This is a genomic window from Candidatus Paceibacterota bacterium (genome assembly GCA_035452965.1).
Classification (GTDB): Bacteria; Verrucomicrobiota; Verrucomicrobiia; order Limisphaerales; family UBA8199; genus UBA8199.
The window spans coordinates 1-23,311 of the sequence record DAOTCE010000013.1 but is presented as its reverse complement, the minus strand read 5'-3'; the positions used below and the strand labels follow the sequence as shown (position 1 = coordinate 23,311).

22 protein-coding genes are annotated in these 23,311 nt (G+C 63.1%); 8 read left to right on the top strand and 14 right to left on the bottom strand.

Going from position 1 to position 23,311, the window contains the following annotated elements:
- Position 1: 1 nt before the first annotated feature.
- The 4 genes from P5205_11825 (at position 2) to P5205_11810 (ending at position 3,738) form a co-directional block, all read left to right on the top strand.
- The gene (locus P5205_11825; GenBank protein ID HSA11048.1) at positions 2-970 is read left to right on the top strand and encodes a PmoA family protein; all 969 of its coding nucleotides are present in this window, start codon (positions 2-4) and stop codon (positions 968-970) included.
- A gap of 62 nt (positions 971-1,032) precedes the next feature.
- Positions 1,033-1,863 (top strand): sugar phosphate isomerase/epimerase, encoded by an 831-nt coding sequence (locus P5205_11820; protein HSA11047.1) that lies wholly within the window; start codon positions 1,033-1,035, stop codon positions 1,861-1,863.
- Between the two features lie 40 nt (positions 1,864-1,903).
- Entirely contained in the window at positions 1,904-2,749 is an 846-nt protein-coding gene (locus P5205_11815) for a lysophospholipase (GenBank protein ID HSA11046.1), read from the top strand.
- A 101-nt stretch (positions 2,750-2,850) separates the two neighbouring features.
- The gene (locus tag P5205_11810) at positions 2,851-3,738 is read left to right on the top strand and encodes a dihydropteroate synthase (protein ID HSA11045.1); all 888 of its coding nucleotides are present in this window, start codon (positions 2,851-2,853) and stop codon (positions 3,736-3,738) included.
- A gap of 15 nt (positions 3,739-3,753) precedes the next feature.
- Here the strand turns inward: P5205_11810 and P5205_11805 are convergent, their stop codons facing one another.
- The 3 genes from P5205_11805 to P5205_11795 are packed head-to-tail and all read right to left on the bottom strand — an operon-like array spanning position 3,754 to position 5,853.
- Entirely contained in the window at positions 3,754-4,740 is a 987-nt protein-coding gene (locus tag P5205_11805) for an L-histidine N(alpha)-methyltransferase (protein ID HSA11044.1), read from the bottom strand.
- 7 nt (positions 4,741-4,747) lie between these two features.
- On the bottom strand, positions 4,748-5,191 hold the full coding sequence (locus P5205_11800) for a DUF420 domain-containing protein (GenBank protein HSA11043.1): 444 nt from the start codon (positions 5,189-5,191) through the stop codon (positions 4,748-4,750).
- Positions 5,188-5,853 carry an SCO family protein gene (locus P5205_11795; protein ID HSA11042.1) on the bottom strand — a complete coding sequence of 222 codons (666 nt, stop codon included), beginning with the start codon at positions 5,851-5,853 and terminating at the stop codon, positions 5,188-5,190. The genes P5205_11800 and P5205_11795 overlap by 4 nt, the downstream gene beginning before the upstream one ends.
- 802 nt (positions 5,854-6,655) lie before the next feature.
- Between P5205_11795 and P5205_11790 the strand changes: the two genes are divergently transcribed.
- Positions 6,656-8,497 carry a cell wall anchor protein gene (locus P5205_11790; protein HSA11041.1) on the top strand — a complete coding sequence of 614 codons (1,842 nt, stop codon included), beginning with the start codon at positions 6,656-6,658 and terminating at the stop codon, positions 8,495-8,497.
- Between the two features lie 24 nt (positions 8,498-8,521).
- Here the strand turns inward: P5205_11790 and P5205_11785 are convergent, their stop codons facing one another.
- The 10 genes from P5205_11785 to P5205_11740 form a co-directional block, all read right to left on the bottom strand.
- Positions 8,522-9,700: an ATP-binding protein gene (locus tag P5205_11785; GenBank protein ID HSA11040.1), complete on the bottom strand. Its 1,179-nt coding sequence runs from the start codon at positions 9,698-9,700 to the stop codon at positions 8,522-8,524.
- 646 nt (positions 9,701-10,346) lie between these two features.
- Positions 10,347-11,108, bottom strand: a complete 762-nt coding sequence (locus P5205_11780; GenBank protein HSA11039.1) for a cytochrome c oxidase subunit II — start codon at positions 11,106-11,108, stop codon at positions 10,347-10,349.
- Positions 11,105-11,530: a hypothetical protein gene (locus P5205_11775; GenBank protein ID HSA11038.1), complete on the bottom strand. Its 426-nt coding sequence runs from the start codon at positions 11,528-11,530 to the stop codon at positions 11,105-11,107. Before P5205_11775 ends, P5205_11780 begins: the two co-directional genes overlap by 4 nt.
- Complete coding sequence (locus P5205_11770) at positions 11,527-11,736, bottom strand: hypothetical protein (protein HSA11037.1); 210 nt, start codon at positions 11,734-11,736, stop codon at positions 11,527-11,529. Before P5205_11770 ends, P5205_11775 begins: the two co-directional genes overlap by 4 nt.
- Before the next feature lie 2 nt (positions 11,737-11,738).
- On the bottom strand, positions 11,739-12,056 hold the full coding sequence (locus tag P5205_11765) for a cytochrome C oxidase subunit IV family protein (protein HSA11036.1): 318 nt from the start codon (positions 12,054-12,056) through the stop codon (positions 11,739-11,741).
- A gap of 6 nt (positions 12,057-12,062) precedes the next feature.
- Complete coding sequence (locus P5205_11760) at positions 12,063-12,845, bottom strand: cytochrome c oxidase subunit 3 (GenBank protein ID HSA11035.1); 783 nt, start codon at positions 12,843-12,845, stop codon at positions 12,063-12,065.
- A 1-nt stretch (position 12,846) separates the two neighbouring features.
- The gene (locus P5205_11755) at positions 12,847-14,652 is read right to left on the bottom strand and encodes a cbb3-type cytochrome c oxidase subunit I (GenBank protein HSA11034.1); all 1,806 of its coding nucleotides are present in this window, start codon (positions 14,650-14,652) and stop codon (positions 12,847-12,849) included.
- 5 nt (positions 14,653-14,657) lie between these two features.
- Positions 14,658-15,695, bottom strand: coding sequence for a heme o synthase (gene cyoE / locus P5205_11750; GenBank protein ID HSA11033.1), 1,038 nt, complete (start codon positions 15,693-15,695; stop codon positions 14,658-14,660).
- A 2-nt stretch (positions 15,696-15,697) separates the two neighbouring features.
- The gene (locus P5205_11745) at positions 15,698-16,921 is read right to left on the bottom strand and encodes a COX15/CtaA family protein (protein ID HSA11032.1); all 1,224 of its coding nucleotides are present in this window, start codon (positions 16,919-16,921) and stop codon (positions 15,698-15,700) included.
- A 9-nt stretch (positions 16,922-16,930) separates the two neighbouring features.
- A complete protein-coding gene (locus P5205_11740) occupies positions 16,931-17,641 on the bottom strand; it encodes a carboxypeptidase regulatory-like domain-containing protein (protein HSA11031.1) in 711 nt (236 codons plus the stop codon).
- Positions 17,642-17,897: 256 nt separating this feature from the next.
- Between P5205_11740 and P5205_11735 the strand changes: the two genes are divergently transcribed.
- From P5205_11735 to P5205_11725, 3 genes are all read left to right on the top strand, one after another.
- A complete protein-coding gene (locus P5205_11735) occupies positions 17,898-18,440 on the top strand; it encodes a hypothetical protein (GenBank protein ID HSA11030.1) in 543 nt (180 codons plus the stop codon).
- A 59-nt stretch (positions 18,441-18,499) separates the two neighbouring features.
- Entirely contained in the window at positions 18,500-19,645 is a 1,146-nt protein-coding gene (locus P5205_11730; protein HSA11029.1) for a hypothetical protein, read from the top strand.
- 427 nt (positions 19,646-20,072) lie between these two features.
- On the top strand, positions 20,073-21,641 hold the full coding sequence (locus P5205_11725; protein HSA11028.1) for a twin-arginine translocation signal domain-containing protein: 1,569 nt from the start codon (positions 20,073-20,075) through the stop codon (positions 21,639-21,641).
- On the opposite strand, the gene murJ is transcribed toward P5205_11725, so the two are convergent.
- Positions 21,638-23,191 carry a murein biosynthesis integral membrane protein MurJ gene (gene murJ / locus P5205_11720; GenBank protein ID HSA11027.1) on the bottom strand — a complete coding sequence of 518 codons (1,554 nt, stop codon included), beginning with the start codon at positions 23,189-23,191 and terminating at the stop codon, positions 21,638-21,640. The two genes, P5205_11725 and murJ, sit on opposite strands and share 4 nt — an antisense overlap.
- Positions 23,192-23,311: the final 120 nt, after the last annotated feature.

The following is a 23,311-nucleotide window of genomic DNA, read 5'->3' as shown; positions in this document are numbered from 1 at the left end:
CATGCATCGCAAGCCAGCATTGCCATACCGGCGTTTCGCTTTTGGGCTCGCACTGTTGTTGGCACTGGCCGGCGCCGCCAGCGCAGCCAACCCCGCCATCGCGATTGATTCGAAGGCGGCTCAGGGAGAACTGGAAATCCAATTCAAGGGGCGCAAGCTGCTTGTCTATGCCTTCGCCACGAATCAGTTCAAGCCTTACGTGCGCGAGCTTTACACCCTGCGTGGAGAGAACGTCTTGCGCGACGCGCCCCCGGACCATCTGCATCATCACGGCTTGATGTATGCCGTCCATGTCAACGGCATCAACTTCTGGGAAGAGCACCGAACGCCCGGCATCCAGAAGCACGTCGAACTAGTGCGCCAGAGCGCTACGGTTGACGCCAAGGGTGTGCCGGAGGCCCAGTTCACGGAGCTAATTCACTGGCTGGGGCCGACCAACCGAGGGGCGAGTGACTCCTTAGCTGCCGCTGTGCTTGTCGAGCGGCGCACTCTTTGGCTGTCCGTTGACGAGGCAAAGCAGGAAGTCGCCCTCCGATGGGATGGGCAGTTCCAGGTGGGGCCGAACGCTGGCAGAGTGACGATCCGGGGGGCAAATTACACGGGGCTCGGCCTGCGACTGCCGGAGTCATTCAATCACGTGGCGAAGTTCCAGAACTCCGAGGGCCTGCCTTACCATGGTCCGAACACGCAGAACGTCATTGCCGCCCGCTGGACGAGCGTCTCAGGCGCGCTGAACGGGCATGAGGGAATGCTGGTCTTGTTTGGCAGTACCGACTCGCGCCGCTTCTTCTTTACCATGCTCGACCCTTTCGCTTATTTATCGGTCACGCAGGGGCTGGACAAGCAGCCGCTGGAATACGGGCCGGGTGACAAGTTCAGCGTGAGCTATCTGCTTACAGTCTATTCGGAAACCAGGACCACCGAGTTCATCCGGCGTCGCTGCGACCAGTGGGATAAAGAACGCAAGTGATTGCCGCTTAGCCCAATTCTCCATTTCCAATACCCCAGCACTCCAACACTCCTCACTATCCTATGAGCAAGATCCACATTGGCATTAACCTCGAATTTGTCCGCCACCACGACAAGCCCTTCGAGTGGGGCGTGGAAAAGGCCGCCGACCTGGGCTACACGCACGTCGAGCCGATGGTCCATTGGGGCCGCGAGCTGCTGAGCGAGGCTGGCTATTTCCACAGCGTTTCCATGCTCGACGACCCGTTGCGGGTGAGGCATGCCTGCGCCCGGGCGGGGGTGAAGCTCTCCGGGCTGTCCGCCCATACCCCAATCACCAAGCCCGAGATCGGCACCGAATACCTTAAGCAGGCCATCCGTTTCGCCGCCGAATGCGGCGCCCCCGTCGTCAACACCGACGAGGGACCCAAGGCCGACTGGACCACCGCGGCCGAGGATTTCGTCCTGATGCGCTACACGCTAATGGAGTCCGCCAAGGTGGCCGAGCCGCGTGGGATACTCATCGGCTTGGAGTGCCATCAGCAGTATAGCAAACATCCTGACGGTCTTGACCGCATCCAGAAGCTCGTCAGGAGCCCCAGCATTGGCATCAACTTCGACACCGGCAATGCCTTCTTGTGCGGCCACGATCCCTACCAGTGGCTGAGGCATGTCGTCAAAAGGCTGGTACATCTGCACGCCAAGGACATCTCCGTCCAGCAAGGCGGCGCCGAGCGGGGCAAAGTCACCGGCACGCCGGTCGGCTGCGCGTGTGGGGACGGGGTGATTGATTGGAAGAAGGTCATTCAGATCATTCGCAAGGGTTGCCCGCGCGACATCGTGCTTTCCGTGGAATGCGGGACGGTGGAGCAGGCGGAGCGCTCGATCAAGCACCTGAGACCGTTGCTTAAGTGAAACCCGGAGCCCGTGTCTTCGTGTGCCTCCGCTGCTCGCGATGATTCCCGCCAGAAACCAATACACACTGCACACGGCCGACCACTGGGAGCTATCTGCCCAGGAATGGCTGCCGGAGTCGGCGCCACACGCAGTTGTCTGTCTGATACACGGGCTTGGAGAGCATAGCAGCCGGTATGCGCATGTGGCAGGGTTCCTGACCAGGGCAGGCTTTGTATTAAACACCTTTGATCTGCGCGGCCATGGCAATTCGCCGGGTCAAAGGGGGCATGTCCAATCCTACGAGACATGCCTGGATGATATTCAGTGCCTTCTGGATGACACAGCCCGGCGCTATGCCGGGAAGTCCATTTTCCTGTATGGACAGAGTCTTGGCGGCGGTTTGGCGCTCAACTTTGCCCTGCGCCGCAAGTCTCACCTGGCTGGAGTGATCGCCACAGCACCCTTGTTGCGGCTGGCCTTTGAACCACCCCTGCATCGGGTAATCCTGGCGAAGGTGATGAATCGGGTCCGGCCGGCCCACTCGAATGTTTGTGGTTGCGAGGCAGCAGCCCTTTCCCGCGATCCGGCGGTTGTCCGGCGATACGTGGAGGATCCGCTGAATCATGACTTGATCTCAGCCCGACTGTATGTGGAGGCCTCTCGGGCCGGCTTGTGGGCCCTTGCGCATGCCGCGGAGCTGAGACTGCGTGCCCTGGTCATGCACGGAGACGCGGACCGATTGACGTCCGCGGATGCCAGCCGCCAATTCGCCGAGCGGGCCGGCAGGTGCTGCACCTTGAAGATTTGGGATGGCGCGTATCATGAACTGCACAATGAGCCGGAGAAGGACGCTGTCTTTGCCTATATCCTGGCCTGGCTGAAGGATGCGGCGAAGCGCGGGTAGTGCCCGCGTTTCGAGGTCATGCTCGAGTCACGGCGCGCGCGGTAATACGGAGCAGTGAGTTCCGGCTTTGCTAAATCGGGATTTGCCCTACCTTGGCGGCCATGCTGGGACTGGAACAATTGGCCGGGTTACTCGAAAGGAATCGCGCTGCTGCCGGGGCGCGGGTGAAGGAATTCTCCGTCGGCGGCAAGCATTTCGCCTTCAACTCGCAATCCGCGATCATGGGCGTCATCAATCTCTCGGCGGACTCCTGGTATCGGGAGAGCGTCGGCCTTAACACGGCGATTGCGGTGCGTCGCGGCAGAGTCATGCGCGAGCAGGGGGCGGATATTGTGGACGTAGGGGCGGAATCCACGCTGGCGCATGCGGCGCGGGTGGACGATTCGGGTCAGAACAGCAAACTGCTCCCCGTCATCCGGGCTTTGCGGGAATCGGGTATCCTGGTCTCGGTGGAAACGTATCAGCCGGCAGTGACACGCGCCTGCCTGGAAGCGGGGGCGAATATTCTGAATCTGACTGGCGCCGACCGCAGCGATGATCTGTTTCGCATGGTGGCGGCGCACGATGCCGCGGTCATAATCTGCTACGTGCAGGGAAGGAACGTGCGGGAAGTGGGTGATTTTGATCTCAGCGCCGATCCGGTGGGGCTCATGCAAGACTACTTTGCGCGTCAGATTGAGGTCGCGGCCCGCAACGGCGTGGAGAAGATCTTCATAGATCCGGGCCTGGGCTTTTACTATAGCAACTTGCAGGACAGCAGCGTGCGGGTGCGCCACCAGATGACCGTGTTCCTGAACACGTTCCGGCTGCGCACGCTGGGCTTTCCGATTTGCCATGCCTTGCCCCACGCCTTCGAGTATTTCTGCGAGGAGGTGCGCTGCGCAGAACCCTTCTTTGCGGTTCTGGCCGCGCTGGGCAAGACCGATTTGTTCCGCACGCACGAGGTTCCCCGTGTCAAGGCGGTGCTGGACACGCTCCGGGTTTATTAGCGCGGGCGGCGCGGTTCAGGCGCAGGTTGCCAGAAACACGCCTTCCTCCCGGGATTTGGCAATCCACTGGTCGAGCACTTTGAGGCCATGCTGACTGAGCAACGCCCGCACGCGCGCGGGCGTATGGCGATAGGAGAAGAACAGGCGGAGGGAGTTGCCGGCAGAAAACTCAAACTTGTCGGCATCCACGCGAACTTCCCTCGCCCAGCTGAACTGGAAATAGGCGGCGACGCGTTTAAGGCCGCTGCCAGCCGGGTCGTCCTCGACGACGAAGCGAAGTTCGCCGTCGTCGGCTGCCACGCCGAGATCGAGCAGGAAGGTGGTCAGCCAGTCGCGCGTCAGAGCATTGTCGTAGAGGGGAAGGATGCGCTGCACGCCGGCAGCGTAATCAGCGCCGGGAGCGAGGTTGGCGCTGAAGAGCAGGCAATCGCCGAGCCGCATCAGGCTGGCCAGGCGCGGCAGGATGAGCTGTGGCTCGAAGTTCGGGATCATGCCGAAGAAAGTAATGAGCCGGGCCGCGTTGGGGACGGGCAAGGCGTCGAGGGCGGCGGGCAAGTCGTCTGCGGTGGCGAGATCGCAAACCAGCGGGAAGCAGTTCCCGGGCGGAATGAAGCTTGTGGCGGCCTGCTGGGCGACCAGGACCATGGGGACGCTGACATCCGAGGGTGTGTAGAGCACGGTCATGCCTGCATCCTGGAGCCGTTTCAGCAGGCGCGTGTCCTTTTGCCCGCCGCCGCAGCCGAGGCCGATCAGGTGCACGCGCCGGTATTCCATGCGGGAGGCAGCGGCGGCGAAGCTGCGATCGTAGACTGCGGCGCAGTCCGGGTCCGTGCGCGAGGGGGAATATGCTTGGTGCAGCGCCAGCCATTGCTGAGTCTGTTTAACGCTGTCGTAGTGGAACTTGTGGTTGACGCGGCGGGTGCGCAGCGATTCCAGCAGATCGCGCCGCACATTCTCCGGGAATTGGCTGGAGTGAATGGTTACCTGAACAAGCGGGGACATCGGTGGCTTAGCGCTGCGGAAAGATCTGGTAAAGCAGGAGGTAAATTGCCACGCCCGTGATGGAGACATACATCCAGATCGGCCAGGTCCAGCGGGCGATCTTCTTATGCCGGTCGAAACGCTGTTTGAGCGCGCGCCAGAGCGTGATCAGGGCCAGCGGGACAACAGCCATGGCCAGCAGGGTGTGCGAGAGGAGAATGCCCAGGTAGATGGGCCGGAACCAGGCGGGGTCGCGGAAAACAGTCGGGCCTTTGTGGAGGTAATAGGCGAGATAGGTGTGGTAAGCAAGGTAGCAGACGAGGAAGAGGGTGGAGGCGGCGAAAGCGGCGAGCATGCAGTTGCGGTGGGCGAGGCGGCGGCCGCAGCGGATGAAGCAGTACCCCGCGGTCAGGAAGGCGGCGCTGAGCGTGTTGAGGGCGGCGTTGACGGCGGGCAGGTCGGCCGGGGTCATGGCTCGCGCTCCAATCGCTTCACGGCGGCGAGAATCTGTGTCAGCACCGCGCGCGGGTCAATGCCCTCGCCCACTGTCTCGAAGACGCCGCGCAACTGTCCGCGCTTGTCCACGATGACGAAGATGGTGCTGTGAATAAACAGGTCCGCGGGCGATTCGCGTTCCCCGGGATTTTTCTCGATGGCCGTGAGCTTGAGCGAGTCAATGGCCAGCTTGCCGATCTGGTCCTTGGAGCCGGTCAGGAACATCCAACGTTTGGGGTCGGCGCCGAAGCGCGCGGCGTAAGTGTTCAGCACCGCCGGGGTGTCGAAGTCGGGGTCGGTGGTGAGGGTGACCAGTTGAGCCTGGCTGGCAGGTGGCAAGGCATCCTGGAGCTGGCGCATTTGGCGGGTCATGTTCGGGCAAGGCCCGGCGCAGCGTGTGAAGATGATGTCGGCGACCCAGACCCGCCCGCGCAGGTCGGCCAGGGAGACGGCGGCGCCGTGCTGGTTGGTGAGGGTGAAGTCGGGGATGGTGCCATAGACGGGCAGCGGCGGGCCGGGCGGCTGGCGTGACTTAAGGCCCACGACAAGAACCACCGCCAGGACGGTCACGACCACCAATGCCACCCCGGCCAAGAGAGGCCAACCGGGGCGGCGCGCCTGAGGATCAGGATTGCTCATACTTCCGCAGAGTAGATAACCCCAAGCGCGGACGCTGGCAAGCGCTGGCGCGATGCGCGGGAAGACGGCGTGTGGCGGCCCGGGTGTGCCAAAATGGCACAGTTGGAGGTCAGGAAGGCCTCTCTACGGGGTAGCCACCGCCAAGCTACCGGCAAGCCACCGCCAAGCCACCGCCAAGCCACCGGTAAGCCTCCGGCAGCCTCGGGGTAGCCTGGAAGGAAGGTTGCAGGCTCGAGGCTAGATGGTGCATGGTCGCCAGCCTTCGTGTGGTCGGTGTGCCAAGATGGCGCAGTTGGGCGGGGGGTTACGCTTTGGAGTCAATGAGCATGCGCGGTCGGGCGGGCTTCTCTGCGCTTCCAGATGGCGCTCGAGCCACCGAAGCGTGGCCGGGGTATGGAGGGCAAGTGTAGCATGTAACAAACCTGCCGTAGGCCCGCCAACCCGGCCAGGTTGATCCGAAGGACATGCTCAGAAGCGGCTTGCTTTTCCACTGCGTTTTGCCAATCCTGCAGACGGTTAGTGGATCTTTTACATCAAGGCCGGTGAGCGCAGTGCTCTTGGCCAGAGTCTTTGCGGTGCGAGGACTTGGACTTCTTCGAAACACGACCAATGCAACTCCAGAAAGTCCGCCTCGGCGCGCGAGCAATCGCGCGTCCTGGCGTGCTTTTCTGGAAGGCCGCTTGGTCGTGGCCCCGAAGAGAGTGCGTCAGCGACGCGCCTCTCTTTTTTCAGGGCTGAGCGGGGATGGCCCCGGTCCTCGCGGCACAAAGCCACGAGAACGATCAACGGAAGCAAACTAGTTATGAAGAACCGCGCTTGCCACCTGGGAGGACTGGCACTTGGGGCGCTCCTGACCCTACGCCTGACCCCCACTATCACCCTAGCCGACACAGTGAACGCCGTCTGGAATTCTACCACCGACGTGCCGGTCACGGCCGACGGCTATGCCGCCACGGGCAATACGGTGAGCTTCACGCTCAACTTCGCTCCTGAGACGGGCACGGACTTGATGGTGGTGAATAACAGAGGATTACCCTTCATCAGCGGCACGTTCGACAACCTCGCGCAAGGGCAGACGGTGGTCCTGAGCTATGACGGGGTCACTTACGGGTTCGTCGCCGACTACTACGGCGGCAACGGCAACGACCTGATGCTTGTGTGGGCCAATACCCGTCCGTTCGCCTGGGGGCAGAACATCAGCGGCCAACTTGGGGATAATACCACGACGTTTCGGCCCGTGCCTGCGCCCGTTATGGCCACAGGCGTGCTCGCCGGCAAGACGGTAGTGGCGATCGCAGCTGGCGGTGCTGCTCCGAGCGCTGGACATAGCTTGGCCCTATGCTCGGACGGGACCGTAGCAGCATGGGGCCACAACTACTATGGCCAGCTTGGTGATAACCAAGTATCGGGCTCTCAAAGCATGGTGCCGGTGGCGGTTAACACGGCTCCAGGCTCGGCGCTTTCTGGCAAGAGGGTGGTAGCCATCGGCGCGGGCTACCGCCACAGCGTAGCTCTGTGCTCCGATGGATCCGTGGCCACGTGGGGCTGGAACAACGCCGGCCAGCTCGGCGACAACAGCACGAATACAGCGCTCGTGCCAGTGGAGGTGAACACGGATTCGGGAGTGTCGGCATTGCATGGCAAGACAGTGGTTCGCATTGCCGCGGGGAGTCACCACAACTTGGCGCTTTGCTCGGATGGAACCGTCGCTGCTTGGGGCATCGACGGCTCGGGCCAACTCGGCGACAACCAAGAGCATGGATATCCAAGGCTCGCGCCAGTGGGCGTAAACACGGAGTCAGGCGTCTCGGCACTGTACGGCAAGTGGGTCGTGGCCATTGCGGCAGGAGCTTCCCATAGTCTGGCCCTGTGCTCGGACGGCACCATGGCCGGGTGGGGCGCCGATGCCAGTGGCCAACTCGGTGACAATACCTTCACGGCAAACCGCTACGCGCCGGTGGCGGTGAATACGAATGCGGGACTTTCTGCGCTGTTTGGCAAGACGCCGGTGGCTATCGCCGTGGGTCAGGACCACAGCTTAGCGCTGTGCTCAGACGGCACAGTGACGGCCTGGGGCAACAACAACTACGACCAGCTCGGCGACAACACCACGACTCCGCGCAGCGTGCCGGTGGCGGTGAACACGAATTCCGGTGTCTCGGCGTTGTACGGCAAGACGGTAGTGGCCATCGTCGCAGGCGGTCTGCACAATCTGGCACTGTGCTCGGATGGCACTACCGCGTCCTGGGGACACAATGCCTACGGCCAACTCGGCGACAACAGCACGACATGGCGTAAAGTGCCAGTGGCGGTCAGCACCGCACCGCTTCCCGCGTCTCAGCGTCTGACCCACGTCTTCAGCGGTTCGTATGCCAACCACAGTTCTGCGTTGGTGGCCGCCCCGCCCGCCTCCCCAATCATCCTGACCGGCACCCAAACGCTAACCAACCGCTCTTTCCGCTTCTGCTTCACCAATACCCCGGGCGCATTCTTCGGGGTGGTGACGGCGACGGATCCGGGGGCGCCGTTGAACGATTGGGCTTCGGTGACTGGGTTGACGGAGGTTACGTCGGGGCAGTTCCAGTTCACGGACTCGGGAGCGACGAACGGCGGGAGGCGGTTTTACCGAGTAAGGTCGCCGTAGAAGGCAATAGTGTGACTTCTTTGCTCAGTCGAGCAGGCTCTTCACATCGGCCAACGGTATCGCCTCCACTCCGTTCCCGAGCGGGTAACGGTTCCGGCAACGGCAGATGACGGCCATCCGCCGCACACTGCCCTTGGGTAGTTGAGCGGCGACGACGAGGAGATTAGCCGCGTTCCGCGGGTGGGGCGATTCGGTCCATTTGGCCTCCGCCAGCAAGAACCGGCCACCCCGGTGGAGGAGAAAGTCCACCTCCCGATCGCGTTCGCGCCAGAAGAACAGCTCGCCGGCCCGGCCGGCATGAGCCAGCGCCCGGCGGAGTTCCGACGCGACGACGGTCTCCCAGACGGCACCGACGAGCGGCGAAGGAAGGAGCTCCGCGACGGTTTGCACGGAGAGCAGGGCGCATAACAGGCCGCTATCCGCCAGGTACAGCTTGGGCGTTTTGACGAGGGAACGGGTGCGGTTGGAGAACCAAGGCTCCAAGAGCACGATCTGGCCAGAGGCAGCGAGCACGGACAGCCACTGGGCCGCGGTGGGCGGACTGATGCCGACGTCGCGAGCCAGTTCGGCTTTGTTCAACAATTGGGCCGAACGCAAGGCCGCGGCGCGGAGAAACCGCTCGAAATCCCGCAGGCTGCCCACGTTCAGCATGACCCGCAGGTCGCGCTCCAGGTAGGTCGTCACGTAGGAGCGGTAGAAGTCCGGGCCGTCGAGCTGCGGCTTTTCATGGAGCTCCGGAAAGCCTCCGCGCAGGGAGAAATCAAGGGCCGTCAGCGGCCTGTGTCCGCCAAGCGCCTCGGCGTAGGAGAGGGCCTCCAATTGTAGAATGCCCGCCCGCCCGGCCAGCGACTCTGAAACGCCGCGCATGAGCGGAAACAACTGCGAGCCGGTGAGCACGAACAGCCCGCTCTCTCCGCGACGCGAGTCCACCACGGATTTCAAATGGCGGAATACCGCCGGGGCATACTGCACCTCGTCCAGTATCAGCGGGGGCGGATGGCGCTGCAGAAAGCTGGCGGGATCGTGCTCGGCCTGTTCGGCCTCGCTGGGCAGGTCGAGGGAGACGTAGCGGTGCTGGGCGAGCAGGTGTCGGACGAGACTGGTCTTACCCACCTGGCGGGCGCCGGTCACGACGACCACCGGGCGCTGCCCAACAGTCCGGAGCAGGACCGGCTCAAGGGCGCGAGGAATCCACATGCGCATAAGATAAAGTCTGACTTTACTTTATGCAAACCCTAATTGGTTGGAGGCAGGCCTGCCGGGGCAGCTCCGCTTCACGGAGCCTGCGGCAGCGAATGGCGGGAGGCGGCTTTGCCGGGTGAGGGCGCCGTAGGGATACTGAGATCGCGCGGTGGGCGCGAAGGGGGCGACGGGAAGGGATGGCCAATAGCCGATAGCCAAGCCGGGGGCGACCAATGGCCGTGAAGCGGGCAGGAGTGAGGGAGTGGTGGGGAAGGCTGAAAGGCGAAGCGACTGAAGCGTGTAGATAGCATCAAGGGGGTGAAGGGTGTAAAGGGAAGCCCATGGTGAGGTAAGGCGCGTGCGGGCGGGCTTCGCTGCGCGTCCAGATGGCGCAGGAGCGGGCGGAGCGGGACAGTTGGATACCACTTCCAAGGGTAGCATGTAACAAAGCTGCCACAAGCGGCGGGCGGTCTGGTCGGGTGAGGGCAGCGCGGGGGAACCGAGAGGGGTCGCGCGAAGGGCGCGAAGGGGGCGAAGGGAAGGGATTGCCAATGGCCAATCGCCGATGGCCAATTGGGGGAGGGAGTGGATTAGGATTAAGATCAGGATTAAGATTACGATTACGACGGCGAGGACGAGGAGGACGAGGACGAAAGAGGAGGCGGGGTTATTCGAAGCTGGTGGCGGCGCCGACTTTGGAGGCGAGCCATTTGTCGTAGGCCGCCTGGCTTTCGACGACCAACATGCCGGACGACATGGCGGCGTGGGCGTTGCCGCAAAGCTGGGCGCAGTTGATCTGGTAGCGGCCTTCCTTGATCGGTTTGAACCACATCGGGATGCGCAGGCCGGGGATGGCATCCTGGGTCACGCGCATGGCGATCACCTTGAAGGAGTGGATGACGTCTTTGGAGCTGATGTAGCAAATGACCGGCTTGTTGACCGGGACGTGCATTTCCCCCAGGCCGGCTATCTGGATGTTCTCCTTGCCGCGCGGGTCACTCGGGTCGAGGCCGAAGGTGTTCGTCGCACTCACAAAGCGCATGTCCTGCCGGCCGAATTCCCCGTCCTTATCCGCATAGAGCGCATTCCAGTTGAATTGCTGGCCGACGACATGGATGACGGTGGAGTCCTTCTTGTCCGGGAACTTGTCAACCGCCTGGGCCCAGAGCGGGACGGCGATGAAAACAAGCAAGACCCCTTCGACCGCCGCCACGGCGCACTCGACGTAACTGGATGCGTGGTTCCGCACACCGGTGTAATCCGCCTTGGGATTGCGCGCCCGGCGGAAGCGGATGAGGGTGTAGGTGAAGTAGATCAGCCAGCCGACGAACAGGGCGCCCATGAGCCAGTGGAGGTAGATGATGAGGTCATCCACGTGGTGGCCGTGTTCAGAGGCTACGGGCGGCAGCCCTAAGAGTTTCTGCATCATAAAACCGGGTTGGCGTGGTTTGGGACGGCGAAGGTTCCCGCGAGCCCTGATTCCTGACCATGGCGGGAGAAGCTTGAGGTCAGCGGGATGCCCAAGTTCTGAAGGCTGGTTTCCTCGGGCGCGGCGGCAACGGCGGCAGCCCGCCTTGCCAGGTAAATAAAGAACAGGGCGAAGCTTGCGAGGACCAGCGCCACAGTCACCAGCAGGCTCATGATGCCCCAGTTCATGCCTTGGGCCATGGGGGAGTCGGATTGACCGTAGCAGGTGGCGCAGGCGAGGAGCGCGCCGGGCTTGAGGACGGCAAGGGCGGCAAAGCAGCCTAACGGCGCCCGGCCGCGAGCTGCCACAGTCCAGATTTGCAGGCCGGCGGACGGTTGAACCCCGGAATCCGCAGCGGGGCCCTTGCGGCAGTAATGCTTCACAGGTAACTCACTTTCTTTAGCTTCTTCAGGAAGTGGCGCTCGTAGATGATCAGGCCGATGCCTGTAGCCAGAGCGCCCAAGCCGAACACGAGGTCCGCCGCGTGGCCTTCCGATGAGAAGAAGTCCTTCAGCTTCCAGGCGGCGCAGCCGAAGGCCAGCGCGGTGGAAGCCGTGATGAAGATGAGATGAAAGGCCTTGAGCGACATAATCAGCGGGTAACCGTCAGCGGCGGGAAGTCCGCATACGCCGCGACGGTCAGGAGCATCAGGCCCAGGAAGAAGATGGCGGTAAAGGCCAGCAGGCCGTAGATCATTTTGCGTTCGGAGAGCAGGTGCATGAAGAAGCCGGCCACCAGAAACGCTTTGCCGGAGGCGATAAGCAAGGCAACAGCGATATTGACGGCGTGGTTGCCAAAGGGAATGTAGGAGGCTCCCACGGTGATGAGCGTGCCGAACAGCAGCGCGTAGAAGACGTAGAGGTAGCCCCGCACGTGCCGGGCAAAATTCGCTTGGTCCTGGGCAGTCATAACTTCTTATAGTAAGTATAACACAGGGAACAGAAATATCCACACCAGGTCCACGAAGTGCCAGAACAGGCCGGAGATTTCGACCCGGTTGGTGAAGCGTTCGGGGTCGGTGGCCCAGAGCCGGCTGCCGGGGCCCCAGAGGAATCCGATGACCAGTGCGCCGCCGATGACGTGCAAGGCGTGCAGGCCGGTGAGGGTGAAGTAGATCGCCAGGTAGGTGTTGTGCCAGGGGCCGTAGCTTTGCATCTTCACGATCTGGCTGCGGGGGATGGTGATTTCCTGGTGGTGGTGCGGGCCTTTGTGGGGTTCGAGGTCGTAGAGTTCTTTGCGGTCCTGGACGTAGCGGCCGGAGATGACGACGTGGTCGGCCTTGGGCTGGTTGGCGACGAGGTGGCCGTCGGCGAAGCGGCCGTCTTGGAGGGTGATTTCGTAATGGGTGAACTTGTCGTGGTACTCGTAGGACTTGATGCAAACGAACATCAGCGCCAGGAGGAGGGTGCAGGCGTGGAAGAGCTTGAAGCGGCCGAACTGGTTCATCTTGCAGGCGGCCCAGGCCATGACGGTGGTAATGCTGGAGGTGATGAGGACCAGGGTGTTGACCGTGCCGATGGGGACGTTGAGCCAGCCGCGGGGCCAGGTGCCCTCGGGGGCGCCCACGCGCAGCAGGATATAGGAAGAGAACAGCGCGCCGAAGAGCATGACTTCGGAGGCCAGGAAGAGCCACATGCCGACTTTGGCGTTGTAAATGCCGGTGTCCGGACGGGGCTGAACTGTGTAGGGGATGTCCATGCTAGTCCGGTTGATTTTGCGGGGTGAAGTCTTTGGGGTGGCCCGGCACGCTGTATTCGTAGGGGCCGCGGTAAACGCGGGGCGGTTTGCGGAAGTTGCCGTGCGGGGGCGGGGTGGGGGTTTGCCATTCCAGGGTGGTGGCCTGCCAGGGATTGTCGGACGCCGCCGGCTTCCCGTGGTGGATGCTCCAGAAGAAATTGATGATGAAGGGGATCTGGGCCAGCCCCAGGGCAACGGCCGCCCAGAGGATATACGTGTGCATCTGCATCATGAACGGGCTAAGGCCGCCGATGGTGCCTTCCATTTTGGCCTGGGAGTAGTTCGCGCCGCCGTCGGCCATGCGCCGAAGCATCCCGGCCATGCCCTGGGCGAACATAGGCTGGAACACCAGGTTCATAAAGATGAGCGAAAGCCAGAAGTGCACCCGGCCCCAGAATTCGTTCATCATCCGGCCGGTGATTTTGGGGAACCAATAATAGACCCCCGCGAACAGGGCGAAGATAGTCCCGGGCGCGACGATGTAATGGAAATGGGCGATGACGTAATAGGTGTCGTGCAGGTGAATATCGGCGTAGCTCAGCCCGAGCGGCAAGCCGGTCAGGCCTCCGATCCCGAACATGGGCAGGAAGGCCATGACAAAGAGCATCGGCGTGTTGAAGCGAATTGACCCGCCCCAGAGAGAGATAAACATGCAGGTCAGGACGATCACCGAGGGAATGGAGATGATCATCGTGGTGGTCTGGAAGAAGGTGGCGATTTTCACCCCCATGCCGGTCAGATACATGTGATGCGCCCAGACGATGAAGGACAGGAAGCCGATCGCGAGGACCGAGTAGACGAGGGATTTGTAGCCCCAGATCGGTTTGCGCGTATTGTTGGTGATAATTTCCGCCACAATACCCATCGCCGGCAGGATCAGCACATACACCTCCGGATGGGCGAGGAACCAGAACAAGTGCTGCCATAGCAAGGGACTGCCGCCACCGCTGACGTTGGCGAGGTTGCCGCCGATCGCCAGGCCCGTGGGCAGGAAGAAACTGGTGTGAGCCACCTTGTCCATCAACTGCATGATGGCGGCGGCTTCCAGCGGCGGAAACGCCAGCAGCAGCAGGAAGGCGGTGACGAATTGCGCCCAGACAAAGAACGGCAGGCGCATCCAGGTCATGCCCGGCGCGCGCAACTGGATGATGGTGGCGATGAAGTTGACCGAGCCAAGGAGCGACGAGGTGATGAGGAACACCATGCCGATAATCCAGAATGTCTGCCCGTCGGTGGGAATGGATGTGGCCAGCGGCGAATAGGACGTCCAGCCTGCCTGCGCCGGGCCGCCGGGGATGAAGAAGCTGGTGAACATGATCAGCCCGCCAATGACATAGGCCTGGTAACTGGCCATGTTGATGCGGGGGAACGCCATGTCCGGCGCCCCGATCTGGAGCGGGACCACGTAGTTGCCGAAGGCGGCGAAGGCCAGCGGCACGATGGCCAGGAAGACCATGATCGTGCCGTGCATGGCGCCGAAGGCGTTATACAGGTCCGGCGACACAGTCCCCTGTGCGGCGATATCGCCGAAGATCGCAGCCAGCAGGGGCCCAAGGACCGGCACTGGTTCGCCCGGGTGGGCGATCTGCCAGCGCATGATCATCATCAGGCAGAAGCCTAACAGGAGGAAGCACAGCGCGGTGATGCCGTACTGGATGCCGATGACCTTGTGGTCGGTCGAAAAGACATAGGTGCGCCAGAATCCCGCCTCCTCGTGATGCGCTTCCTTGTGCTCAACCTGTGGAATAGCTTCCGCGGTCGCTTGCATAGTCCTTATTTGAGCTTGTCCAGCACCATTGCCGCCAGCAGCAGCGGGAGATACAAGAGCGAGGCATAGAACAGTTGCCAGGCGCGTGGAAGCGTCAGTTGGCGGGAGAACTGGAGCGCAGACCACGCGAAGCCAAGCCCAAGGACCAGCGCCGTCCAGAGATAGATCGGGCCGGTGAGTCCCCGCAGGAATGGCCACAAGCTCGCCAGCAAAAGGGCGAAGGTGAAGCCGAGAGCCACACGGGCCGTGCGGTGTCCGCGCGGATCCAGCACCGGCAGCATTTGGAAGCCTGCGCGGGCGTATTCCTCCCGGTAGATCCAGGCGATGGCCATAAAGTGCGGCAGTTGCCAGCAGGCTTGAATGGCGAACAGGGCCAAACCTTCGCCGCTCAATTCCCCGCGCGCCGCGGTCCAACCCATCAAAGGTGGCAGCGCGCCGGGAACGGCGCCGACCACGGTATTGAGCCAGGTCGCGCGCTTGAGCGGCGTGTAGATGAACAGATAACAGAAGAGCGACAACGCACCGACCAGGCTCGTAGCCAGGTTGACGGCCTGGGCGAGATACAGCAGCCCGAGGACCGCGGCCACGCTGCCGATGAGCAGCACGGTCTGCGGCTGCAAGCGCCCGGAAGGCAGCGGACGATCTTGCGTCCGGCGCATTCTGGCGTCGTGCTCGCGTTCCAGCAACTGGTTCAGCGCCGCCGCACCGCCCGCAACGAGGGCCGTGCCGATGAGCAGGTTGGCGAGGAGCCAGTAGTCCACCGGCCCGCGGAACCCGACGTAGAACCCGACCGCCGCGGTCAGCAACACCAGGCAGGTGAGCCGCGCCTTGAACAAATCGGCATAGACTGCCAGCCAGGTCTTCTCCGTAAAGGCGGCCCGGCTCAGGCTGGACGCTCCGGCGGCTGCGAGGCTCTCCGCCAGGGCGTAGCCGCCGACATCAGCCGGCGCCAGCTTCGGAGTGACAATGATGCGCCGACTGACGTCGGCGGCCACTCTCGTTTGAGAGATGCGATTGGCAAGGGGTTGGGCAGTGGCTTGCATGATCAGGCGGCACCGGCACTGGCGGAGGGTTGGGGCTCCGAGCGCAGCCGCGATTCGGCGGCGGGCCGTTGGTTGGCAATTCGATAGTCAGCACCGTTCTGCCGCGATGCCGCTACGAGGGACATGCTGATCAGCGCGCCCAGCGCCAGGGAGAGCGCCCCGACCAGCACATGGGCGGTGGCGATGTCGGCGGCTTTGTCGGACCAGATCGTTATCGCGCCCAGGAGCACTTGTGCCAGGATCAGCCCAAGCCAGACCAGGCCCAGGCGGCTCAAGCAGTGGCCTGCGCCGAGCGCGCGCCGGGCAGACCAGGCGGCAAAGGCGACGGCGCCAAGAATCAACACTGCCAGCAGCCGATGGATCATCTGCAAGGCAATCTGAAAGGCCGTAATGGGGTTGACGGCCAATATCTCCAGACGCTGGGCGTTGTAGCGGGCGACCGATTCCGAATCCATGTCCGGCCACAGCTTGCCGTAAGCCAGCGGGAAGTCCGGGATGGCCAGGCCGGCGTGCTGGTGGCGCATCACCGCGCCCAGGGTCAGTTGGGCGAGGATCAAGAGGGTGGCGAAGAGGAAGAGGGTTGGCAGTTGATGGCCGGCAGCCGGGGGGACGCGGACCGGCGCAGTCTGCCACCAGCGGCTGGTGAAGAGGGCGATGGCGCAGAGCAGCACAAGGAAGAGCTGGGCGAGCGTCGCGTGCACGATGCCCAGGGCGTCTTGCAGGAGGACCACGCGCAAGCCGCCGAGGACGCCTTGCAGGATGACCGCCAGGAGCGCCACGAGGCCGCACCACCGGAGCCACTTGGGGCTGGGCTGGCAGCGCGGCCAAACCCAGCTCGCGCTCAGCGACGCCAAACCAGTCAGGCCGACGACCAAGCCGTCCACCCGGCGCGGTGGCAGGGCGATTGCGATGGCCACGCCGAGCAGCAGGAGCAGCCAGCCGCCCCAGCGCATGAATGGGCGGGCGCTGGTGCCGTGGAGCCAGAGTGTCAGGACAACCGTCAGCAGGCCGACGGCCGAGGCGACCAGGCGATGGGTATGCTCGTAGAAGATGCCTCCCACCCATTGCGAGATGGGGAAGCAGAACATGTTGTAGCCGTAAGTATTAGGCCAGTCCGGCACGGCCATGCCGGCGCCGTGGCTGGTGACCAATCCCCCAACGCCAATCAAACCTAGCGTCGCGAGGGCCGTCAGGACGGCGAACCGATGCAACCCTTTGGAAGCCATTGCGCCCTGTTATTTGGCTTCCAGCGTGAAATCGGCCTTGACGGGCTCGCCATCCTTGACCTCGATTTCCCGGGTCACGGTGCCCGCCTTGCGGTGGGCGGCCTGGAGCTTGTATTTGCCGGGCGGGACATTGGCGATCTTGAAGGAGCCGTCCTTGTCGGATACGGCGAAGTAGGGATGATCGAAGATGCTCACCCAGGCAAACATCCAGAGGTGAACGTCGCACTTGAACTTGAGGAAACTTTCGGGTTTCGGGAACGAGAACGTGAGGTCGGCGCCGTTGGGAAGTTGCGCCTCGTTCCTTTCTTTGTTGCCCGAACCCGCCGCCGGCACGTTGTGCACGTTGTGCAGGATGGGGTCCGAGTTTTTGACGATGATCTTCTGGTCGGTCTGAACGGCCAGGATGGAGGGGATGTACTCACAGCCCTTTTGATCCAGGATGACGGGCGGCGCGGAGGCGCCGGTGGATTTGCCGCTGATGCCCTCGATGGAGACGACCACGTCCGCCAGTTCTGCTTTAGGCCCGACCACATAGAAGCGGGTGGTGGGGATTTTGGTGTGCAACTTGCCGCAGTTTGGATCCTCCATCAGCGGGGTGATTTCCTTTTCTTTGGGCGGCGGGCCTTTGAGGGTGATCGTGCCGGTGATGTCGCCCGCGGACGCAACCGGCAAGGCCCCTGCCAGGCTCGCAACTGTGATTAGCGCAAATAATTTCAGCATATTTCCTGGTGGTCTGAGTTAGTAAAACCGAAGGAACGTAGCACAGAGTTTCGCGGGCGCAAGTGGGGGCATTAGCTGCGCTTGAGTTCTGCCTTTGCTTTGGTGATAGCCGCGCCCAGACAACCTTTTTACAAACATCTTACCCCGCTTTGACAACTCACCGGCCGGTTTGGGCTTTAGTGGAGCGAGAAAGCTGCCGCGGCCCGTGGATGGCCGGGCAGAGAACGAGTGAACCTTGTGAATTGAAAGAAACAGCATGAAAGCGAAAGACGTAATGACAATGACCACCGCGGCCCTCGGGACCGCAACCTTAACCGTAGCGGCGTTCCTGGCGGCGCCCCTGGACGCCGGGAATGACGCCGACGCGCCCTTGCCCAAGATCGCCAAGGCGCGGCTGGTCTCGCGCGGAGTCGAGCTGTCGCTGGCCCCGGCGGGCGGCCGGGTTCTCCAGGCGGGCGATCAGGCGGAGTTCGATCTGACTGCGCTCAACACGACCGACGAGCCGGCCAGCGTCACGGTGGATATCGCCATGACCGCCTCCTCGCCGATGGACGCGTTGTCGCGCACCATCCGCCTGCCATCCGCCTTGTGGCAGGCGGAGCAGGTCGTGACGCTCCAGCCCAGGGAGACCAAGGTGGTCATGCTGAGCACTCGCACGAACCTGCCGCCGAACAGCATCATTAACGTTTCGCTGCGGGAGCCGGGCCCAAAGTTGGCGTTGGAGCTGTTGGGGATAACGGCGCTGAGCTTCTCGACCGTGGCGACCAATGCGGGGCCGGCAGTGGCTTTGTTTCAATAGCTTTCCTGGCGGCGAGAAACGCGAAGACGAACAAGACCTCCATTCCGAAATCCGCGCGTATGTTTCGTTGGCAAAGACTGGTCGGAGTGATGATCGGCCTGGTTGGCGGGGGCGCCATTCTGGCCCTGAGCACCAGCCCGGACCGGAGGGCGGCGCCGTCCGGGCCGGTTCTCTCGGAGTGCGACGGTCAGTTGCGGGATCTGGTGCTGCATTATGAACCGTCCGCCAGAGACGCTGTGGTGCCGGTGCACCGCGATTTTCTGGGCGCGCTCGACGGGGACGTTCGCGTCCACGTGGTCTGTCCCGACCGGCTTGCGTTTGCCGACTTCGCCGCCAGCGTGGGCCCGGTCAAATGCAGGCTCCTGCCCATAGTGGTTGGGCATCCCATCACGGCGTGGTCGCGTGATCGCTGGCTGGCTTTTGGCCCGTCGGCCGGTGGCGTAACGACGCTGTGGAGCCCGCGTGGCGAGGCCGGCGGGGAAATCTGGCCCGCGCGCGCCGGGGATGAGCGGGTGGGAATGGATATCGCGGCGGCGCTGGGGCCGTCCGTTCGGGCGCGGCGCAGCGGCTTGTATTTCGACGGGGGCGACTTTCTGACGGACGGCGAAAACGTGTTCGTCATGCCGCGGGTGCTGCAGCGCAACATCCAGCAGACCGTGGCCAGCCGGGCCGAGTTCATCAACCTCCTGGCACGTGAACTGAGGCGCCCCGTGATCTTGCTCGACGAAGCGCCCGACCACCACGCGGGGATGTTCATGGCGTCGGCGGGCGGCAGGACGATGCTGGTGGGCGATCCCGGCCTGGCGCGGGAGTTGGTGGCCGTTCAACTCGCGGAGCATGACCGCGCCGCAACGAAGGAGTTCATGAACCTGCCCGGGGGGCCGGATTTTACGGCGGCAACGCAGCGCCTCTTCGACGCGGTTGCCGCTCAATGCGCCGCGGCAGGTTACAGGGTGGTGCGCATCCCGGTGCTGCCCGCGCGGGATGGGAGGACTTACCTGACGTATGTCAATGTGCTGATGGACCAGCAAGGAGGCCGGCGGCTGGTCTATCTCCCGTCCTACCGGGGCGTGGAGCCGCTGAATGCCGCCGGCCGCGCGGTCTGGGAACGTCTCGGATACGAGGTCCGGACCGTGGACTGCACGACGGCTTACCGGCACTTTGGCTGCCTGCATTGCCTGGTCAATGTGCTGACGCGAAGTTAGGGGCTGCCCGCGCAAACACGCCGATTTCCGGCCGCGCTTTTACGCTCTCTTGGCCTCAAAAAAGGCCCCCAGCGGCCATTGGAGCGTAAGTGCATCAAATACAATGGGTTACGCCAGACTCCGCCATTGATGTCAAGGCTGTATCCACGGTGTGGATACGGTGTGGATACGGTGTGGATACGGTGAGACTCCCTCGGGGGGTAGGGCGTGAATCCGGGCAGCGTCGGGTTGAATCGAGGGACCATTTCTGCCGGCTTGACCCCGTTGCAGCGGCGAATAGACTCGCAAACATGAGCCGGATACGTAGCGAGTTATCCGAGCGCCGCCAGGCGTTGCTGCGCGGGCGGCTGACGCGCTTGCCGCAGGTCCGGGTAAACGAAGCCACGCGATGAACTTCTGAAACTGTTCTTAAGAACAAAACACCGATATGAAAGCAAACCACCTCTTCTCAGGCTGTGCCGGCTGTCCCATGAACCGGCGAAACTTCCTTGCCCGTGCGGGCACTGCCACCGCCGGCGCGCTGGGCGTGCTGGCGGCACCGGCGTGGCTGCCCGCGGCAGAGCCGAGGGAGAAGACGCGCATCCGGGTGGTGTATGCCTTGCACGCGGAGAAGCAGGCGCAGCCGGATTGGCCGAATCATGGCTTCGACTTCCGCCCGCACATGGATCGCATCAACGCGCTGCTGGCGAAGGAGTGCGCGGGCTTTGAGTTCGTGAGTTCAATGGCTACCGGCGAGGAGCAGGCGAAGAAGCTGCTGGAGGCGGACCGGGCGGCTGGGAATATTGACGGTTACGTGGTTTACCAAATGAACTGCTGGAACCGCGTGGTGCAGACGATGGCGACTTCCGGCAAGCCGGTGCTCTACGCGGATTTCCAATTCGGCGGCAGCGGGGGCTTCCTGGTGTATACCGCGGCGTTCCTGCGCAGCGGGGCGCCGAACGTCGGGTTTGTGGCTTCGTCGCGACCGCGGGACCTGGTGGCCGCGGTGAAGTGCTTCCAGGTGGCGAAGCGGGGCGGCTCGGCGGCCGATTTCGTAGCGGCGACGGAACGGGTGCGGATCAAAGGCACTCCGGGCGCGGGCCGCCTGGCGGGCAAGGCGGATCCGGTGAAGTGCCTCGCCGCGGATGAATGCGCGCGCCGGTTGAACGAAGCGAAAGTGCTCGCGGTGCGAGACCAGAATTCCGGGCCGGGCGGAGAGGTGATGGGAGTCAAGGTGGAGATGATTCCGTTTGCGGAACTTAACGAGGCCTGGAAGCAGGCGGACAAGGACGAGGCCCGAGCCGTGGCGGATCGTTGGGAGAAGGAGGCGAGGAAGATTGAAGGCGTCACGCGCGCGGAACTGGAGAACTCGGCGGCGATGTATCTGGCAGAGAAGGCGCTGCTGGCCAGGCACGGGGCGAAGGGTTTGACCATCAACTGCCTCGGCGGGTTTTACGGGGGCCATATTCACGCGTATCCGTGCCTGGGCTTTTACCAACTGAACAACGAAGGGTTCATCGGCGGCTGCGAGTGTGATGTGCGCTCAGCCGCGACGATGGTCATCGGGACAACGCTCACGCAGGGGCGGCCCGGGTACATCTCAGATCCGGTGATTGACACCTCGAAGCGGCAGATCATTTACGCGCATTGCGTGGCGCCCAGCAAGGCGTTCGGCCCGGAGGGGAAGATGAACCCTTACGAGATTCTCACGCACTCGGAGGACCGGCAGGGGGCTTCGGTCCGGTCGCTGTTGCCGACGGGCTACATGACGACCAGCCTCGAGTTTGACCAGGGGCGCAAGGAAATACTGTTCCACCGCGCGCTGGCAGTAGCCAACGATCCGGATGATCGCGCCTGCCGCACGAAGCTGTGCGCCGAGCCGGTTGGAGACATCGAGAAGCTGTTTCGCATGTGGGACCAGTGGAGCTGGCACCGGGTGACGTTCTACGGCGATCTGAAAGAGCCGATTTACGCGTTGGCCGAGGCAACCGGCTGGAAGGTTGTCGAGGAAGCCTAACGCGGCTTTCGGAAGCGCTGCCCCAGCAGGCTGGTCATCTCCTGGGCGGCGGGCACTTTGAGCCACAACGCGAACAGCCAGTAGACCAGCACGGCGACGCCGCCGGGTATGAAGACCATGCCGGCCTGGCGCATCAGCGTGGCATGCCCGAGATGGTGGTCCCAGAGCCAGGCCAGCGCCGCAGCCACCATTCCCGCCAGCAGGGCATTAGGGACCAGCACCAACAGCGCGCGGCGCAGGCCAGTCAGGTCCAGGCGCGAGAGCTTGCGGCGCAGCGCGTACACCAGCAATGCCGTGTTCAATGAGGCGCTCAGGGAGTTGGCCACGGCCAGGCCGGCTTCGCGGTGGGACTGCACCAGCCAGAGGGCAAACCCCAGGTTCAGCACAAGACACACGATGCTGATCTTCATAGGGGTCTTGATGTCGTTGAGGGCAAAGAAGGCGCGGGCCAGGATGTTGTTCGCCGAAAACATGAGCAGCCCCGGCGCCAGGCAGGCCAGCGCCAGGGCGACTCGCTGCGTGGCGTCCTGGTCAAATTTGCCGTGCTCGAAGATGAGCCGCACAATGGGCACCGCCAGCGCAAGGGCGATAGCCGCGGCGATGAGGTTGGCGAAGGCCAGGTAGCTCAAGCCTTGGGCCAGCGTCTGGCGGAACTCGGGGAGCTTCTTCGCGGCGGCCAGGCCGGCCAGGGTCGGCAGCAAATAGGTGGCCAGGGAGATTCCGAACAGGCCTTGCGGCAGCTCCATCAACCGCACGGAGTAGTTGAAGGTGGCGACGATGGTGGAGTCGTACCAAAATGAGAAGCACTGGGTGATGAGCACGTTGATCTGGAAAGCGGCGACGCCGATGGAACCCGGCAGCATCTTGCGGACGACATCGCGGACAGTAGGGTTGCGCCAGGGAGAGACCCACTCATAGCGGTAGCCTTCGCGCGCGAGGCTCGGCCACTGGAAGAACGCCTGGGCCAACCCGGCCGCCAGGACACCAATCGCAAGGCCGAAGATTTGCTCCTGGAGTTGGTCTCCCATGCGCGGGGCCAAAAGCAGCACGCTGGCGATCATGATCACGTTGAGGACCACCGCTCCCAGTGCCGGCACAAAGAAGTGGCCGCGGGCGTTGGCCATGCCGATGAACACGGCGGCGAGGCAGACCAATAGCATGTAGGGGAACATCAACCGCAAGAGCCGGAGCATGAGCTGGGTCTCTGGCTCGAATTTTCCGGCGCCGAGTATGAGGGAGATCCCGAGCACCACCAGTACTGTTACCGCGCCGGCGGCGGTGGTCAGCCCGGAGATGACGGCGTTGGCGGAGCGCCACATTTCCTTTTCCCCCTCTTTGACCTCCTTTTGCTTGAAGATAGGGATGAAGGCGGCCGTCAGCGCGCCTTCGCCCAGCAGGCGGCGGAAAAGGTTGGGCACCTGGAAGGCGAGGGTGAAGGCGCTGGCGACCCAGGTGTTGCCCATGAATGCCGCATAGACCATCTCGCGCACCATGCCCAGGACGCGGCTGGTGAGGGTCGCGGCAGCCATTGCGCCGGAGGATTTCAACATCTGAGACATCCGGCACGCAGGATAAGGGCCAGAGGCTAAGGCCTAAAGCCTAAAGGCGGTTCAACGCTAGGGCGCACCTTTTCAAGCAAGCATCGCCTTCCGCCACTGGGTTTTGCGCAG

Excerpts from the sequence above, each read along its gene's own strand:
- P5205_11825 (HSA11048.1), top strand. The coding sequence starts at position 2 with ATGCATCGCAAGCCAGCATTGCCATACCGGCGTTTCGCTTTTGGGCTC.
- P5205_11820 (HSA11047.1), top strand. The coding sequence starts at position 1,033 with ATGAGCAAGATCCACATTGGCATTAACCTCGAATTTGTCCGCCACCAC.
- P5205_11815 (HSA11046.1), top strand. The coding sequence starts at position 1,904 with ATGATTCCCGCCAGAAACCAATACACACTGCACACGGCCGACCACTGG.
- P5205_11810 (HSA11045.1), top strand. The coding sequence starts at position 2,851 with ATGCTGGGACTGGAACAATTGGCCGGGTTACTCGAAAGGAATCGCGCT.
- P5205_11805 (HSA11044.1), bottom strand. The coding sequence starts at position 4,740 with ATGTCCCCGCTTGTTCAGGTAACCATTCACTCCAGCCAATTCCCGGAG.
- P5205_11800 (HSA11043.1), bottom strand. The coding sequence starts at position 5,191 with ATGACCCCGGCCGACCTGCCCGCCGTCAACGCCGCCCTCAACACGCTC.
- P5205_11795 (HSA11042.1), bottom strand. The coding sequence starts at position 5,853 with ATGAGCAATCCTGATCCTCAGGCGCGCCGCCCCGGTTGGCCTCTCTTG.
- P5205_11790 (HSA11041.1), top strand. The coding sequence starts at position 6,656 with ATGAAGAACCGCGCTTGCCACCTGGGAGGACTGGCACTTGGGGCGCTC.
- P5205_11785 (HSA11040.1), bottom strand. The coding sequence starts at position 9,700 with ATGCGCATGTGGATTCCTCGCGCCCTTGAGCCGGTCCTGCTCCGGACT.
- P5205_11780 (HSA11039.1), bottom strand. The coding sequence starts at position 11,108 with ATGATGCAGAAACTCTTAGGGCTGCCGCCCGTAGCCTCTGAACACGGC.
- P5205_11770 (HSA11037.1), bottom strand. The coding sequence starts at position 11,736 with ATGTCGCTCAAGGCCTTTCATCTCATCTTCATCACGGCTTCCACCGCG.
- P5205_11765 (HSA11036.1), bottom strand. The coding sequence starts at position 12,056 with ATGACTGCCCAGGACCAAGCGAATTTTGCCCGGCACGTGCGGGGCTAC.
- P5205_11760 (HSA11035.1), bottom strand. The coding sequence starts at position 12,845 with ATGGACATCCCCTACACAGTTCAGCCCCGTCCGGACACCGGCATTTAC.
- P5205_11755 (HSA11034.1), bottom strand. The coding sequence starts at position 14,652 with ATGCAAGCGACCGCGGAAGCTATTCCACAGGTTGAGCACAAGGAAGCG.
- cyoE (HSA11033.1), bottom strand. The coding sequence starts at position 15,695 with ATGCAAGCCACTGCCCAACCCCTTGCCAATCGCATCTCTCAAACGAGA.
- P5205_11745 (HSA11032.1), bottom strand. The coding sequence starts at position 16,921 with ATGGCTTCCAAAGGGTTGCATCGGTTCGCCGTCCTGACGGCCCTCGCG.
- P5205_11740 (HSA11031.1), bottom strand. The coding sequence starts at position 17,641 with ATGCTGAAATTATTTGCGCTAATCACAGTTGCGAGCCTGGCAGGGGCC.
- P5205_11735 (HSA11030.1), top strand. The coding sequence starts at position 17,898 with ATGAAAGCGAAAGACGTAATGACAATGACCACCGCGGCCCTCGGGACC.
- P5205_11730 (HSA11029.1), top strand. The coding sequence starts at position 18,500 with ATGTTTCGTTGGCAAAGACTGGTCGGAGTGATGATCGGCCTGGTTGGC.
- P5205_11725 (HSA11028.1), top strand. The coding sequence starts at position 20,073 with ATGAAAGCAAACCACCTCTTCTCAGGCTGTGCCGGCTGTCCCATGAAC.
- murJ (HSA11027.1), bottom strand. The coding sequence starts at position 23,191 with ATGTTGAAATCCTCCGGCGCAATGGCTGCCGCGACCCTCACCAGCCGC.